The organism is Variovorax sp. V93, assembly GCF_041154485.1.
Lineage (GTDB): Bacteria > Pseudomonadota > Gammaproteobacteria > Burkholderiales > Burkholderiaceae_C > Variovorax > Variovorax beijingensis_A.
In genome coordinates, this window is sequence record NZ_AP028669.1 from 1,145,788 (window position 1) to 1,160,641 (window position 14,854).

Below are 14,854 nucleotides of genomic sequence, written 5' to 3' on the forward strand. Positions count from 1 at the left end.
CATGGTTCGGAAGGCGCGCTGCATGATAATCCGCGCCCATGACAAGTCCCTATTCCGCCGCGCGCTGGCACGCCCCCGTTGCAACCACGGGCCTGTGGGCGCTGGCCGCCGGTGCGGCGGTGTTCTGGGGGCTGCGGCTCGCGGCGCCGCCCGAGCCCGTGGCCGCAGCGGCCACCATGCCCCGGGCGGCGGTCTCGGCCGACGCGGATGCGGTTGCGCGGCTGCTCGGCGTGGTTTCGGGCACCGAAGCAGCGCCCGCCGCACCCGAGGCGGCCAGCCGCTTTGCGCTGTCGGGCGTGGTCGCGGATCCGTTCAATCAGGGCGCTGCGCTGATTTCCATCGACGGCAAGCCGCCGCGTCCGTTCCGCGTCGGCTCGCGCGTCGGCGACAACTACGTGCTGCAGTCGGTCGGGGTGCGCGCGGCGACGCTCGGCACCAGCGCGCAGGGACCGGCGGCCTTCACGCTGCAGTTGCCCGTGCGCGCGCCGATCAGCGTCGGCAGCCCGGCCGCGCCAACGCCGACCGCCAGGCCCAGCGGACTTTTCCCGGCCACGGTGCCTCCGGTGGTGGCACCGCCTGCCGGCGGGGCCGCAACGCTACAGGCGCCGCCATCGCCGCAGCCGGGGTCTGAGCAGCAGCCACCGGCACAGTCTGCGCAATAAGGATCAGGCGGCCGCTCAGGCCTGCAGGAACAGCCTGTACGCCGGATTCGCCGTTTCCTCGACGTAGGGATAGCCCAGCGTTTCGAGGAAGTCGTCGAAGGCCGCGGCGTCGCCGGCGGGCACCTGCAAGCCCACCAGGATGCGGCCGTAGTCGGCGCCCTGGTTGCGGTAGTGGAAGAGGCTGATGTTCCAGTTCGGCCGCATCAGGCTCAGGAACTTGAGCAGTGCCCCGGGGCGTTCCGGAAACACGAAGCGCAGCAGCCGTTCGTCGTGTGCAAGGCCCGTGCGCCCGCCCACCAGGTGCCGCAGATGCTCCTTGGCGAGCTCGTCGTGCGTGAGGTCGAGCGCGTCGAAGCCATGGGCAATGAAGGTCTGCGCGATGGTCGTCGATTCGCCGCGTGCCGAGGTGGTGAGGCCCACGAACACATGCGCCTTGGCCGCGTCGCTGATGCGGTAGTTGAACTCCGTCACATTGCGCAGCGCGCCACCAATCGAGCCCGTTTCCTGCGACTCGCTGGCCGGCATCTCGCCCACCAGTTCGCAGAAGCGGCGGAAGCTGCCGCGCTCTTCGGGAATGGTCACCGCGAACAGCGCCTCGCGCTCTTCGCCGACCTCCGCGCGCTCGGCCACGAAGCGCAGCCGGTCGAAGTTCATGTTGGCGCCGCACAGGATGGCCGCGTAGGTCTCGCCATGGCGGCCGTGCCCGGCCACGTACTGCTTGATGGCCGCCACCGCGAGCGCACCCGCCGGCTCCACGATGCTGCGGGTGTCGACGAACACGTCCTTGATGGCCGCGCAGACGGCGTCGGTGTCGACCGCGATGTATTCGTCGACCAGGTTGCTGGCGATGCGAAAGGTCTCCTCGCCCACCAGCTTGACCGCCGTGCCGTCCGAAAACAGCCCGACGTCGGGCAGGCTCACGCGCTGGCGCGCCGCCACCGATTGCATCATGGCGTCGGAGTCGTTCATCTGCACGCCGATCACCTTGATCTCCGGGCGCACCGCCTTGATGTAGTTGGCCACGCCCGAGATGAGCCCGCCGCCGCCGATGGCCACGAACACCGCGTCGAGCCGTCCCTGGTGCTGGCGCAGGATTTCCATGGCGATGGTGCCCTGGCCCGCGATCACGTCGGGATCGTCGAAGGGGTGCACGAAGGTCAGGCCCTGCTGCGCCTGCAGTTCGAGCGCATGCAGGTAGGCATCCGAATAGCTGTCGCCATGCAGCACCACCTCGCCGCCGAAGCCGCGCACCGCATCGATCTTGAGCCTGGGCGTGGTCACCGGCATGACCACCACTGCACGCGTGCCCAGCTTGCGCGCGCCCAGCGCCACGCCTTGCGCGTGATTGCCGGCCGATGCGCAGATCACGCCGCTCGCCAGTTGCTCGGGTGTGAGGTGCGCCATCTTGTTGTAGGCGCCGCGCAGCTTGAAGCTGAACACGGGCTGCTGGTCTTCGCGCTTGAGCAGCACGGTGTTGCCGAGCCGCTCGCTGAGCGCATTGGCCTTCTCGAGCGCGGATTCGACCGCCACGTCGTAAACGCGGGCGTTCAAAATTTTTCTGAGATAGTCGGCGGGCGTCAGTGCCGGCACAGGTACGTCGCGCACGGTTTTTTCCAAGGGAGGCTCAATTGTTAAATAGCAATGATAAGAGGCATCGGGATTGCGTACGGGATATGGCATGGACACAAATGTCATAAACCTCATCCAGAGAGCCCCGGCTGCGAACGATTCGGGTTTTTTTGCGCGCAGCTATCCCGCGAGCGAGGCGCCCGCCAGTCATTTAACAAATGAGCAAAATCTGTTAACCCTTTTTGTCAGCGACCTTTCCAAAGGGTTGATGCAGGCAGAAGCGGCGCGCGTGCAGCGCGGCGAAATCGGACGGCCGACCTGGCAGGTGATGGGCAACAGATTGCGCGCGCACATCATTCCTTTGCTGGGTGCCGTGCCGGCGCAGGCATTCGCTACTTCCGATGCGCAGCGCCTGATCGATCACCTTGGCGCGCAGGGCTTCACCAGCACGACGATCGCGCAGTACCTTGTGTTGCTGCGAAAGGTGTTGATGCACGGTGTGAACATCGGCGTGGTTCGCGATGTACCTGCCTTCCCGAAGGTCAAGGTGCGCAGCCAGCCGCGCGGAAGCTTCAGCGTTGCGGAATACCGGGCCGTGGTGGCGGCTGCACGGCGACTGCGCGGGCAGCCGCATCCGGTGCTCGATGAACTGGCCTCCGGCGAGCGCTTCTGGATCGCGCGCGAGCTGCTCGTCATGCCGCAGGAGTTGCCCTGGCTGATCCGCTGGATGGTCAACACCTTCGTGCGCCCGAGCGACATCAAGCTGATGAAGCACCGGCACATCGACATCGTGCGCGGCAAGCATGTCTACCTGCGCATGAACCTGCCCGAAACCAAGCGGCACAGCCAGCCCATCGTGAGCCTGCGCCCGGCGGTGCGGGTCTATGAATGCCTGCTTGCGCACCGTCGCGAGCAGGGCTTTGGCGGCGCGGATGACTACATCTTCATGCCGCAACTGAAGAACCGCGAGCACGCGCTGGCCGTGCTCAACTTTCTTTTCCATTGGGCGCTGGAAGCAACGTCGCTCCAGAAAGGGCCGCAGGGCCAGTCGAGGACGCTTTACTGCTTGCGCCATACCGCCATCACCTTGCGGCTCTTGTACGGGCAGGGCATCGACATGCTGACCTTGGCGCGCAATGCGCGCACGAGCGTCAACATGGTCGAACGTTTCTACGCGTCGGTTCTGAGCGGAGAAATGAATGTGGGCTTGCTGCAAAGCAGGCGCGGCCGCGCGAACTGAGCAAAGCCAAAAAGCCGCCCGGCTTGCGCTGGGCGGCTTGGGACTGGACCGATTCGAACTGGCTGAAGCCAGCATTGGAATCAGGCCGCGATCAGAAAGCGTGGCGGATGCCGAAGTCGTAGCCGGTCGAGGTCTTCGGGGTGAAGACGTTGTTGCTGATGAACTTCGGGCCGCCAACGGTCAGGGCTGCACCGTTCTTGTTGCTCACGCGAGCGATCGTTGCGTACAGGGCCGTGCGCTTCGACAGGTTGTGCACGTAGCCGAGCGCCAGCTTGTTGGCCTTGCGGTCCGGTTCGTCGAAGAACGGATTGTTGTCGTCCGTCTTGTACGTCACGGCCGAATACGATGCGCGGATCAGACCGGCACCCACAGGCGCCGTCACGCCCAGCAGCCAGCCGTTGAGCTTGTTCGATGCCACGGACGCCGGTTGGACGAAGAAGTCGCCGTCGATGTCGGTCTTTTCCTTGGCCCGAGACAGTTCGCCGAAGAGCTTCACGGGACCGAAGTCATACGAAGCGCCGAGGTTCAGTGTATTGACCTTGGTGGTCGTGCCGGCGTAGTAGTCGTCGCCGACGGTGTTGCTGCCATAAGCCAGCGCAACGTCCAGGGGGCCGTTGGCGTAGCCGAAGCGGCCGCCGACGTATCGGCCGGTGCGCGAATTGTTGACCGCATGAGGCGTGGCCAGGGCAGGGCTGTACTTGTCCTTTTCATGGAAGCCGTACTGCAACTGGCCATAAAAACCGCCGAGGTTTGGCGGCAGGAAGTAGCCGACGGTGTTGCTGGCGCGGGTGGGGTTGCCGAATGCACCGGTAGCCGTCTGGATCAGGTTGGTGCCAACGCCGTTGGCGCCGAACGGATCGAACACGGTGTTGTTCCAGAACGATGGGGTGTAGTCGCGGCCGAGGCGGACTTCACCGAAACCACCCGACAGGCTCACGGTCGAACGACGGTTGAAGGTTGCAACACCTTCCGAGCCGTCGTCGTTCTTGATCGGAGCTTCGAGCCAGAAGCTGGCTGCCAAGCCGCCGCCGAGGTCTTCCGTGCCACGGAAGCCGAGTTTGCTGGAGTTGTAGGCCGAGTTGGCCAGTTCACGGCGGCTGACCCTGACGCTGCCCTGGTTCACATAGAACGGGTTGTAGGCAACCGGGAAGCCGAGGGCGTTGTACGTCACGCCGTGGTTCAGGTCACGCGAGCTGTTCGAATAGCCGCTGATCGACGCATCGACCAGGCCGAACAGCGTGACGGACGACTGGGCCGAGGCAACACCGGCAACAGCCAGGGCAGCCAGAGCAACTGCCCTTCAGGCCCAAAAACTAGAGTGGACCCGCAGCGCCGCGGCCCCCCCAAAGAAAAAAGCCCCGAGCCTTGCAGCTCGGGGCTAAATCCACCAATTGGAAGGGTGGAGGAGACAACCGGTGCGCACGGTTTCGTACGCGATGAAATAAAGTATATCGGTTGTTTGTTGCGTTGCAACAAGCAAGTGACGATTTCCCCACACACTAATGGATGTCGGCGTGATTTTTTGCCGAACATCCTGAATGGATCTGACACAGATGGAATGCACAGTAAGTTGGACCGGCGATGCCGGAACCCGCTCGGCCATGGGTTTCGTGGCCGAGACCGGCAGCGGCCATGTCTTGATGATGGACGGCGCGCCGGATGCCGCCAAACCCGAGAACGGCGGCCAGAACCTGGCGGCCAGGCCCATGGAAACCGTGCTCGCCGGCACCGGGGGCTGTACCGCCTATGACGTGGTGCTGATACTGAAGCGAGGCCGCCACCGCGTGGAGCGCTGCAGCGTCAAGCTGACCAGCGAACGGGCAGAAAAGGATCCCAAGGTGTTCACCAAGATCCACATGCACTTCACCGTGGCGGGCAAGGGCATTCCTGCCGCCGCCGTCGAGCGTGCGATTGCCCTGAGCCACGAAACCTACTGCTCGGCCAGCATCATGCTCGCGAAAACCGCCGAGATCACCACCAGCTTCGACCTGATCGAAACCTGAGCCCGCCAAGCCTCAGATCCGGTGCGCCACCGTGGTCATCACGCGGGAGGCGAGCCGCATCAGGGCCTTGGCCGGCGCCGGCAGTTCCGCCGCGCCGGCATCGACGGCCTGCGCGGCGTGCCGCGCCTCGTCGATCTTCATCTGCTCGACTACCGCCCGGGAGGCACTGTCGGCGGCCGGCAGGCGGCCGAGATGGCTCTCCAGGTGGGCTTCCACCTGGCGTTCGGTCTCCGCGACGAACCCGAGGCTCAGCGGGTCCCCCAGGCGTCCGGCCATCAGGCCCAGGCCGAAAGCTCCGGCATACCAGAGCGGGTTCAGCACGGAAGGCCGGGCGCCGAGTTCGTCCAGCCGCTGGCGCGTCCAGGCCAGGTGATCGGTTTCTTCGTGCGAGGCTTCGAGCAAGCGGGCCCGGAGGACAGGATCGCGCGCCACCGCGGCCTGGGCCGTGTAGAGCGCCTGGGCGCACACCTCGCCCACGTGGTTCACCCGCATCAATGCCCCGGCCTCGCGCCGTTCCGAATCAGTCATCTCGCCGGGCGCCTGGATGGGCGCAGGCGTGGCCCGCGTTGCATGGGGCCGGGCAAAAAGAGTGCGCAATGCCGCATCAGCCGCAGCCAGGACGGGGTCGAGCGTGGAAGTCATGCCCGTATTTGAACGTATGCGGAAAGAGCAGCGCGAAACAGTTGCTTCATTTCATATGGTGGTTTGTGAGCGAGCCAAAGTCCTTTGTTGCAGGACTGCAACGAAACGCAGGGGCCACTGGAGATTTCGGGCGATTTGTTTTGCCCTGCCGCAGCGGCTCTGGTGCAATAGCATCAACTTCCCAAAAGGAGGTTGGCCCGGGGTCCGGTGGGAGCACAAAAGTGCCAGTCACGGTGAGCCCTTCGCACCGGAGCCCTATGTTTAACCTTGGAGAAACTTGCAATGAAAAAATCTCTAGTTGCTCTGGCTGCCCTGGCTGTTGCCGGTGTTGCCTCGGCTCAGTCGTCCGTCACGCTGTTCGGCGTGGTCGACGCGTCGATCAGCGGCTATTCGAGCACCTCGCGTGACCTGAACGGTGCCACGTTCCTGAACCCGTTCTACCTGAACCAAGGCAGCGTCAAGGTCAGCCGTCGTGAACTGGCTAACTCGGGCTACAACTCCAGCCGTCTGGGCTTCCGTGGTACGGAAGACCTCGGCGGTGGCCTCGCAGCCAGCTTCTGGCTCGAAGCCCCGATCAAGAACGACGACGGCTCGGAAGGTGTTGCAACCTTCGCTCGCCGCTCGACCGTGAGCCTGTCGGGTGGTTTCGGTGAAGTCCGCCTCGGCCGTGACTACACCCCCACGTTCTGGAACGACACCGTGTTCGATCCGTTCGGCACCAACGGCGTTGGCAGCAACCTGATCAACACCGCCAACAACACCTTCGGCGCGTTCGGCACCCCCACGGCTGCCGTCGGCTCGTTCACCAACGTTGGCGCCAGCAACTACGTTCGCGCCAGCAACACCATCGGCTACTTCCTGCCGCCGAACCTGGGTGGTTTCTACGGCCAAGTGCAGTACGGCTTCAGCGAGAAGACCAAGTACGATCCGGGCACCGCTACGCCGACCACCGCGAACGCTTCGCGTCAAGGCCGTTACGTTGGTGGCCGCTTCGGCTACGCCAACGGTCCTCTGGACGTTGCAATCGCTTACGGCAGCAGCACGGTTGGCGATCAGTACTACGTTGGCACGACCACCAAGGTCAACACGCTGAACCTCGGCGCTTCGTATGACTTCGGTCCCGTGAAGCTCTTCGGTGAAGTGTCGAAGGCCAAGAACAAGGTCGACTACGAAGTCGAACCGTTCCTCGGCGGCCGTCCTGACGTGGACCTCACCGGCTACCTGCTCGGCGTGACCGTGCCGGTCGGTGCTGGCCTGATCCGCGCTTCGTACTCGCACGTCAAGTACGACAACAACGCACCTGTGGTGTTGTTCGCTCCTGCCGTCGAAGATCCGAAGGCCAACAAGCTGGCTCTGGGCTACGTGCACAACCTGTCGAAGCGCACGGCTCTGTACGCAACGATCGCTCGCGTGAGCAACAAGAACGGTGCAGCCCTGACCGTTGGCGGCCCGGCCTTCATCAGCAACGGCGTCTTCACCCCGAAGACCTCGACCGGCTACGACTTCGGTATCCGTCACGCTTTCTAATTTGAGGCTGGCTTTCGCCAGCTTTGAATCGAAAGACTCAAAAGCCACTCGACGAAAGTCGAGTGGCTTTTTTATTTGTGCTTCGCTGGTTGGTTGTGCATGAGCTCAAGCGAAGCGCACCATCTGCGTGCACCCCCGGGGAACCACCGTGCGGGCACGCAGCTTGCACTGCTAGCATGCCTGTTCACTCTGCTTGCTGAATGATTGCCTTCGTCCTGCGCCGCCTGATCCAGGCCGTGATCGTCATGATCGCGGTCGCGTTCATCGCCTTTCTCCTCTTTCAATATGTGGGCGACCCCGTCGTGTTTCTGCTGGGCCAGGACGCCAAGCCCGAGCAGATCCGCGAGCTGCGCGCCGCATTGGGGCTCGACCAGCCCTTCTTCGTGCAGTTCTGGCACTTTCTCGTCAATGCGGCCCAGGGCGAGTTCGGCCTGAGCCTGCGCCAGGGCGCGAAAGTCTCGCGCCTCATCGGCGAGCGCTTTCCGGCCACGCTCGAACTCGCGCTCGTTGCGGCCGTGCTGGCTCTGTTCATCGGCATTCCGATGGGCGTGTACACCGCGCTGCGCCGCGGCACCTTCCTGAGCCAGGTGTTCATGACCGTGTCGCTGCTCGGCGTGTCCCTGCCCACCTTCCTGATCGGGATCCTGCTGATCCTGGTGTTTGCGGTGATTCTGGGCTGGTTCCCGAGCTTCGGGCGCGGGGAGACCGTGCAGTTCGGCTGGTGGAGCAGCGGCCTGTTCCGGGCCGACGGATGGCATCACATCATCCTGCCGGCGGTCACGCTCGCGATCTTCCAGCTGACCCTGATCATGCGGCTGGTGCGCGCCGAGATGCTCGAGGTCCTGCGCACCGACTACATCAAGTTTGCGCGCGCGCGCGGCCTGACGAACCGCGCCATTCATTTCGGCCATGCGCTCAAGAACACGCTGGTGCCGGTGATGACGATCACGGGCCTGCAGCTGGGCGGCCTCATTGCCTTTGCCATCATTACCGAGTCGGTGTTCCAGTGGCCCGGCATGGGGCTGCTGTTCATCCAGGCCGTGACCTTTGCCGACGTTCCGGTGATGGCGGCCTACCTGTGCCTCATTGCCTTGATCTTCGTGGTGATCAATCTCGTGGTCGACCTGCTCTATTTCGTGGTCGATCCGCGGCTGCGCGTGGGCAAGGCGGGAGGACATTGAAATGACGGTTGTCGCAGCAGCTGCAGCACCGCGACTGCAGGCCTCGGGCAGGGCGTTTGCGCACATCGCGAGCTTCTATCCGGAGATCACGGCCTTTCGCCGCGACCTGCACGCCCACCCCGAACTCGGCTTCGAAGAGGTCTACACGGCCGGCCGCGTGCGCGAGGCGCTGCGTGCCTGCGGCGTGGACGAGATCCACGAGGGCATCGGCAAGACCGGCGTGGTGGGCGTCATCCGCGGCCGGTCCACGGCGAGCGGGCGGATGATCGGCCTGCGCGCCGACATGGATGCACTGCCCATGCGCGAAGACAACGACTTCGGCTGGCGCTCCGCCAACGACGGCCTGATGCACGGCTGCGGGCATGACGGGCACACGGCCATGCTGGTCGGCGCGGCGCGCTACCTGGCCGAGACCCGCAGTTTCGACGGCACCGCGGTGCTGATCTTCCAGCCTGGCGAAGAAGGCTTTGCCGGCGCGCGCGTGATGATCGAGGACGGCTTGTTCGACCGCTTTCCGGTCGACGCGGTCTATGCAATGCACAACTGGCCCGCCATGCCCGCGGGCACCGTGGGCATCAACCGCGGCGCCATGATGGCGGCGGCCGACCGCATCACGATCGAGATCAAGGGCAAGGGCGGCCACGGTGCCCATGCCTACCAGACCATCGACCCCGTGGTGGTCGCCGCGCATATCATCACGGCCGCGCAGACCATCGTATCGCGCAGCGTGCGGCCGATCGATGCTGCAGTGGTCAGCATCTGCGCGGTGCAGGCGGGCGACCTGGGCGCGATGAGCGTGATTCCGGGCGAGGCCACGCTGGTGGGGACCGTGCGCACCTTCAGCGCGCGCGTGCAGGCGCAGGTCGAGCAGCGCCTGACCGAACTCTGCACCGCGGTGGCTGCGGGCTTCGGCGCCACGGCCACCATCAGGTACGAGCGCATCTACCCCGCCACCATCAACACCGCACCGGAGGCGATGTTCGCGGCCGACGTGGCCGAGTCGCTGGTGGGCGCTTCCAACGTCGAGCGCAGCATGGAGCCCAGCATGGGCGCCGAGGACTTCTCCTTCATGCTGCAGAAAAAGGCCGGGGCCTACCTGCGCATCGGCCAGGACGCCAAGTGCGGCGCCTTCCTGCACAACAGCCGCTACGACTTCAACGACGAGATCCTGCCGCTCGGCGCCGCATTGCATGCGGGGCTGATCGAGCAGGGCATGCCGCTGGCTGCCACCCGCAGCCAGCAGCCCGTGAAAGACGCCGCTACCGCGACGTCTTGATGTACTTCAGATTCCAACCCGAGGAGTGTTTCCATGAGTTTTCAGAAGAAGGCGGCTGCGGTCGCAGTTTTGTGCATGCTGGGCACCGCCAGCCTGATGGCCGGCGCGCAGACCATTCGCGTGGCGAACCAGGGGGACGCGCTGTCGCTCGACCCGCACTCGCTCAACGAGTCGCTGCAGCTGAGCACCACCGCCAACGTCTATGAAACGCTGGTCGGCCGCAACAAGGACCTGAGCGTCGCGCCGTTGCTGGCCACCAGCTGGAAACAGACCTCGCCCACCGTGTGGCGCTTCGAACTGCGCAAGAACGTCCAGTTCCACGACGGCACGCCCTTCACGGCCGACGACGTGCTCTTCAGCTTCGCGCGCGCCTCGGGCGACGGCTCGGACATGAAGTCCAACACCACCGACATCAAGGAAGTGCGCAAGGTCGACTCGCATACGATCGAGATCGAGACCAAAGGGCCGTTCCCCATTCTTCCCGACGTCATCACGCAGCTCATGATCATGAGCAAGAAGTGGTGCGAAGAAAACAAGGCCGTCACGCCCGTCGACCGCCGCAAGGGCATCGAGAACACCGCCTCGTTCAAGGCCAACGGCACCGGCCCGTTCCGCGTGCGCGAGCGCCAGCCGAACGTGCGCACGGTGTTCGTGCGCAACCCCACCTACTGGGGCAAGATCGAAGGCAACGCGCAGGAGATCATCTTCACGCCGATCGCCAACCCGGCCACACGCGTCGCCGCGCTGATCTCGGGCGAAGTCGACGTCATGGAGCCGGTGCCCGTGCAGGACATCGCGCGCGTCAACGCCAGCCCGACGGCGCGCGTCATCTCCGGCCCCGAGCTGCGCACCATCTTCCTGGGCATGGACCAGAAGCGCGACGAGCTGCTGTACTCCAGCGTCAAGGGCAAGAACCCGTTCAAGGACAAGCGCGTGCGCCAGGCCTTCTACCAGGCCATCGACATCGCCGGCATCCAGCGCACGGTGATGCGCGGGGCCTCGCGTCCCACCGCGCTGATGGTCGGCCCCGGCATCAACGGCTGGAACGAAGCGCAGGACAAGCGCCTGCCCTACGACGTCGAGGCCGCCAAGAAGCTGCTGACCGAAGCCGGCTACCCGAACGGTTTCGAAGTGACGATGAACTGCCCGAACGACCGCTACGTGAACGACGGCCAGATCTGCCAGAGCGTGGCCTCCAACCTCGCGAAGATCGGCGTCAAGATCAACCTCGCGGCCGAGACCAAGGGCACCTACTTCCCGAAGGTGCTGCGCCGCGACACCAGCTTCTACATGCTGGGCTGGACCCCGACCACCTACGACTCGCACAACGCGCTCACGGCGCTGATGGCCTGCCCGGACGACAAGACCGGCGCCGGCCAGTTCAACCTGGGCGCCTACTGCAATCCCAAGGTCGACGAGCTGACCAAGAAGATCCAGTCGGAGACCGACAAGCCCAAGCGCGACGCGATGATCAAGGAAGCCTTCGACCTGCACACCGCGGACATCGGCCACCTGCCGCTGCACCAGCAGACGCTGGCCTGGGGTGTCAGCAAGAAGGTGGCACTGACGCAGATGGCCGACAACTACATGCCCTTCAAGTGGATGAGCATCAAGCCGTGATCTCGCCGGCCGCTCGCCAATGGGCGGCCTGAGAGGCTCGATTCTGGGCCCGCTTCTTGCGGGCCCATCCTTTTTTCCTCACGATGAAAAAAACATTCGCCCGCTGGCTCGACAGCGATGTCGGCTACAGCTTTCGCACTTCGCCCGTGGCGATGGCGGCGGCGCTCATCGCGCTGGCCTGCGTGTTCTGCGCGGTCTTTGCAGGATGGGTGTCGCCGCACAACCCCTTCGACCTCGCGACGCTCGAACTCGGCGACGCGCGCCTGCCGCCCGCGTGGAGTGCCGAGGGCTCCTCCAAGTACCTGCTGGGCACCGACGACCAGGGCCGCGACATTCTCTCGGCCGTGATCTACGGCGCGCGCATCTCGCTGATCGTCGGCATCGTGTCGGTGGCGCTGTCGATCACGGTGGGCGTGGTGCTCGGCCTGCTGGCCGGTTTCCTCGGCGGCTGGCTCGATTCGTTCCTCATGCGCCTGTGCGACGTGATGCTGTCGTTTCCGCCCATCCTGGTGGCGCTGCTGATTGCCGGCGTCGGCCGCGCGCTGTTTCCCAATGCGCATGAGTCGCTGGCCTTCGGCGTGCTCATCATCTCCATCTCGCTGACCGGCTGGGTGCAGTACGCGCGCACGGTGCGCGGCTCCACGCTGGTGGAGCGCAACAAGGAATACGTGCAGGCCGCGCGCGTGACCGGCGTGGCGCCGCTGCGCATCATGCTGCGCCACGTGCTGCCCAACGTGATGGGCCCGGTGATGGTGCTGGCCACCATCCAGGTGGCCACCGCCATCATCACCGAGGCGACCCTGTCGTTCCTCGGCGTCGGCGTGCCGCCGACCTCGCCTTCGCTGGGCACGCTGATCAGCATCGGCAACCAGTACCTGTTCTCGGGCGAGTGGTGGATCACCGTGTTCCCGGGCCTGATGCTGGTGCTGATCGCGCTCAGCGTGAACCTGCTGGGCGACTGGCTGCGCGATGCGCTGAACCCGCGCCTGCGCTGAGATGGAAAAAAGGACAACGCCGCCATGACGCTGCTCCAGGTCAAGAACCTTGTGGTCGAGTTCCCGCACCGCCGCGGCACGCTGCGCGCGCTCGACGGAATTTCCTTCGACATCGCGCCCGGTGAAATCCTGGGCGTGGTGGGCGAGTCGGGCGCCGGCAAGTCGCTCACGGGCGCGGCCATCATCGGGCTGCTCGAGCCCCCGGGCCGCGTGGCCAGCGGGGAGATCGTGCTCGAAGGCCAGCGCATCGACAACCTCGGCTTCGATGCGATGCGGCCGATCCGCGGCCGCAAGATCGGCGCGATCTTCCAGGATCCGCTGACTTCGCTGAACCCGCTCTACACCGTCGGGCGGCAGCTGGTGGAAACCATCCGCGCGCACCTGCCGGTGACCGAGGCCGAAGCGCGGCGCCGCGCCATCGGCCTGCTGCAGGACACCGGCATTCCGGCCGCCGAGCAGCGCATCGACCACTTCCCGCACCAGTTCTCGGGCGGCATGCGCCAGCGCGTGGTGATTGCCCTGGCGCTGGCGGCCGAGCCCAAGCTCATCGTGGCCGACGAGCCGACCACCGCACTCGACGTGTCGATCCAGGCGCAGATCATCCAGCTGCTCAAGCGCATCTGCAAGGACCGCGGCGCCGCCGTGATGCTGATCACGCACGACATGGGCGTGATCGCCGAAACCTGCGACCGCGTGGCCGTGATGTACGCGGGCCGCATCGCCGAGATCGGCCCGGTGCACGAGGTGATCCACCAGCCGGCGCATCCCTACACCTCGGGCCTGATGGCCTCGATTCCCGACATGACGAGCGACCGCGAACGGCTCAACCAGATCGACGGCGCCATGCCGCGGCTCAATGCCATCCCGCAGGGCTGCGCCTACAACCCGCGCTGCCCGCGCACCTTTGCGCGCTGCCTGACCGAGCGGCCCGAGCTCATGCATGCCGGCGCCACGCGTGCCGCATGCTGGCTGCACGATGCCACCGATCCGCACAAGGGCCAGGCCGAGCTGGCCGCCCGGCACCACGATGCGCAGCTGGCCGGCGAGCGCGCCGTGCCCGATGCGGCCGCGCCGCTTGCGGAGGTGACCCGATGAGCGCCGCACCGCTCGTGGTGGCGCACGACCTCGCCCGCACCTTCGACGTCTCGCCGCCGTGGCTCAACCGCGTGCTCGAACGCAAGCCGCGCGTGCTGCTGCATGCGGTGGACGGCGTGAGCTTTTCGATCGAGCGCGGCAAGACGCTGGCGCTGGTGGGCGAGTCGGGCTGCGGCAAGAGCACCGTGGCGCGGCTGCTGGTCGGCCTTTACGCACCCACGCGCGGCGGCCTGCAGTTCGACGGGCAGGACGCGCACGCCGCGTTCAAGACCCCCGAAGGCCGCAAGCTGCGCCGCCGCATCCAGATGATCTTCCAGGACCCGTACGCGAGCCTGAACCCGCGCTGGATCGTGGAAGACATCGTCGGCGAGCCGCTGCGCGAGCACGGCATCCTCAGCGGCAAGGCCGAGCTGCGCGAGCGCGTGGGCGAACTGCTCAAGTCGGTCGGCCTTTCGCCGCTGGACATGAGCAAGTACCCGCACCAGTTCTCGGGCGGCCAGCGCCAGCGCATTTCGATTGCGCGCGCACTCGCCACCGAGCCCGAGTTCCTGGTGTGCGACGAGCCCACCTCGGCGCTCGACGTGAGCGTGCAGGCGCAGGTGCTCAACATCATGAAGGACCTGCAGCGCCAGCAGGGCCTGACCTATCTCTTCATCTCGCACAACCTGGCAGTGGTGCGGCACGTGGCCGACCAGGTCGGCGTGATGTACCTGGGCCGGCTGGTCGAGGTGGCGGACAAGCAGAAGCTGTTTGCCGAGCCACAGCATCCCTATACGCGCATGCTGCTCGACGCGATTCCGCAGATGAAGCACACCGGCCGCGCGCGCACGCCGGTGCAGGGCGAAGTGCCGAACCCGCTGAACCCGCCGGCCGGCTGCGCGTTTCATCCGCGCTGTCCGCATGCGAATGCGCGGTGCTCGGCCGAGCGGCCGAAGCTGCTGACCATCAGGGGCGTGCAGGTGGCTTGCCACGCGGCGGAGGAAGGCCGGATCTAGCCCGAGCCGAGGTGTGCGTAAACGCACCGACAAGCGTGGCAAAGCGGCG

13 protein-coding genes are annotated in these 14,854 nt (G+C 65.6%); 10 read left to right on the forward strand and 3 right to left on the reverse strand.

The window, feature by feature from the left end:
- Positions 1-38 precede the first annotated feature (38 nt).
- On the forward strand, positions 39-662 hold the full coding sequence (locus ACAM54_RS05160) for a hypothetical protein (protein ID WP_369650041.1): 624 nt from the start codon (positions 39-41) through the stop codon (positions 660-662).
- Between the two features lie 15 nt (positions 663-677).
- Here the strand turns inward: ACAM54_RS05160 and ilvA are convergent, their stop codons facing one another.
- Complete coding sequence (ilvA, locus tag ACAM54_RS05165; protein ID WP_318646678.1) at positions 678-2,267, reverse strand: threonine ammonia-lyase, biosynthetic; 1,590 nt, start codon at positions 2,265-2,267, stop codon at positions 678-680.
- Between the two features lie 73 nt (positions 2,268-2,340).
- On the opposite strand from ilvA, the gene ACAM54_RS05170 reads away from it, so the two are divergent.
- Positions 2,341-3,471: a hypothetical protein gene (locus tag ACAM54_RS05170; RefSeq protein ID WP_369650042.1), complete on the forward strand. Its 1,131-nt coding sequence runs from the start codon at positions 2,341-2,343 to the stop codon at positions 3,469-3,471.
- A gap of 91 nt (positions 3,472-3,562) precedes the next feature.
- Here the strand turns inward: ACAM54_RS05170 and ACAM54_RS05175 are convergent, their stop codons facing one another.
- Positions 3,563-4,759, reverse strand: coding sequence for a porin (locus ACAM54_RS05175; RefSeq protein WP_209536484.1), 1,197 nt, complete (start codon positions 4,757-4,759; stop codon positions 3,563-3,565).
- Between the two features lie 265 nt (positions 4,760-5,024).
- On the opposite strand from ACAM54_RS05175, the gene ACAM54_RS05180 reads away from it, so the two are divergent.
- Complete coding sequence (locus ACAM54_RS05180) at positions 5,025-5,474, forward strand: OsmC family protein (protein ID WP_012746235.1); 450 nt, start codon at positions 5,025-5,027, stop codon at positions 5,472-5,474.
- Positions 5,475-5,486: 12 nt separating this feature from the next.
- Here the strand turns inward: ACAM54_RS05180 and coq7 are convergent, their stop codons facing one another.
- A complete protein-coding gene (gene coq7 / locus ACAM54_RS05185; RefSeq protein ID WP_307698301.1) occupies positions 5,487-6,116 on the reverse strand; it encodes a 2-polyprenyl-3-methyl-6-methoxy-1,4-benzoquinone monooxygenase in 630 nt (209 codons plus the stop codon).
- A 282-nt stretch (positions 6,117-6,398) separates the two neighbouring features.
- Here coq7 and ACAM54_RS05190 point away from each other — a divergent pair, with 282 nt between their 5' ends.
- The 7 genes from ACAM54_RS05190 (at position 6,399) to ACAM54_RS05220 (ending at position 14,805) form a co-directional block, all read left to right on the forward strand.
- The gene (locus tag ACAM54_RS05190; RefSeq protein ID WP_369650043.1) at positions 6,399-7,643 is read left to right on the forward strand and encodes a porin; all 1,245 of its coding nucleotides are present in this window, start codon (positions 6,399-6,401) and stop codon (positions 7,641-7,643) included.
- A 200-nt stretch (positions 7,644-7,843) separates the two neighbouring features.
- On the forward strand, positions 7,844-8,824 hold the full coding sequence (locus ACAM54_RS05195; RefSeq protein ID WP_145740909.1) for an ABC transporter permease: 981 nt from the start codon (positions 7,844-7,846) through the stop codon (positions 8,822-8,824).
- A 1-nt stretch (position 8,825) separates the two neighbouring features.
- Positions 8,826-10,100 carry a M20 aminoacylase family protein gene (locus tag ACAM54_RS05200; protein ID WP_307698641.1) on the forward strand — a complete coding sequence of 425 codons (1,275 nt, stop codon included), beginning with the start codon at positions 8,826-8,828 and terminating at the stop codon, positions 10,098-10,100.
- A gap of 33 nt (positions 10,101-10,133) precedes the next feature.
- Positions 10,134-11,720 (forward strand): ABC transporter substrate-binding protein, encoded by a 1,587-nt coding sequence (locus tag ACAM54_RS05205; protein WP_369650044.1) that lies wholly within the window; start codon positions 10,134-10,136, stop codon positions 11,718-11,720.
- A gap of 83 nt (positions 11,721-11,803) precedes the next feature.
- Positions 11,804-12,715, forward strand: coding sequence for an ABC transporter permease (locus tag ACAM54_RS05210; RefSeq protein WP_369650045.1), 912 nt, complete (start codon positions 11,804-11,806; stop codon positions 12,713-12,715).
- Between the two features lie 24 nt (positions 12,716-12,739).
- The gene (locus ACAM54_RS05215) at positions 12,740-13,810 is read left to right on the forward strand and encodes an ABC transporter ATP-binding protein (RefSeq protein WP_369650046.1); all 1,071 of its coding nucleotides are present in this window, start codon (positions 12,740-12,742) and stop codon (positions 13,808-13,810) included.
- Complete coding sequence (locus ACAM54_RS05220) at positions 13,807-14,805, forward strand: ABC transporter ATP-binding protein (RefSeq protein ID WP_145740918.1); 999 nt, start codon at positions 13,807-13,809, stop codon at positions 14,803-14,805. The genes ACAM54_RS05215 and ACAM54_RS05220 overlap by 4 nt, the downstream gene beginning before the upstream one ends.
- The last annotated feature ends 49 nt before the right edge of the window (positions 14,806-14,854 follow it).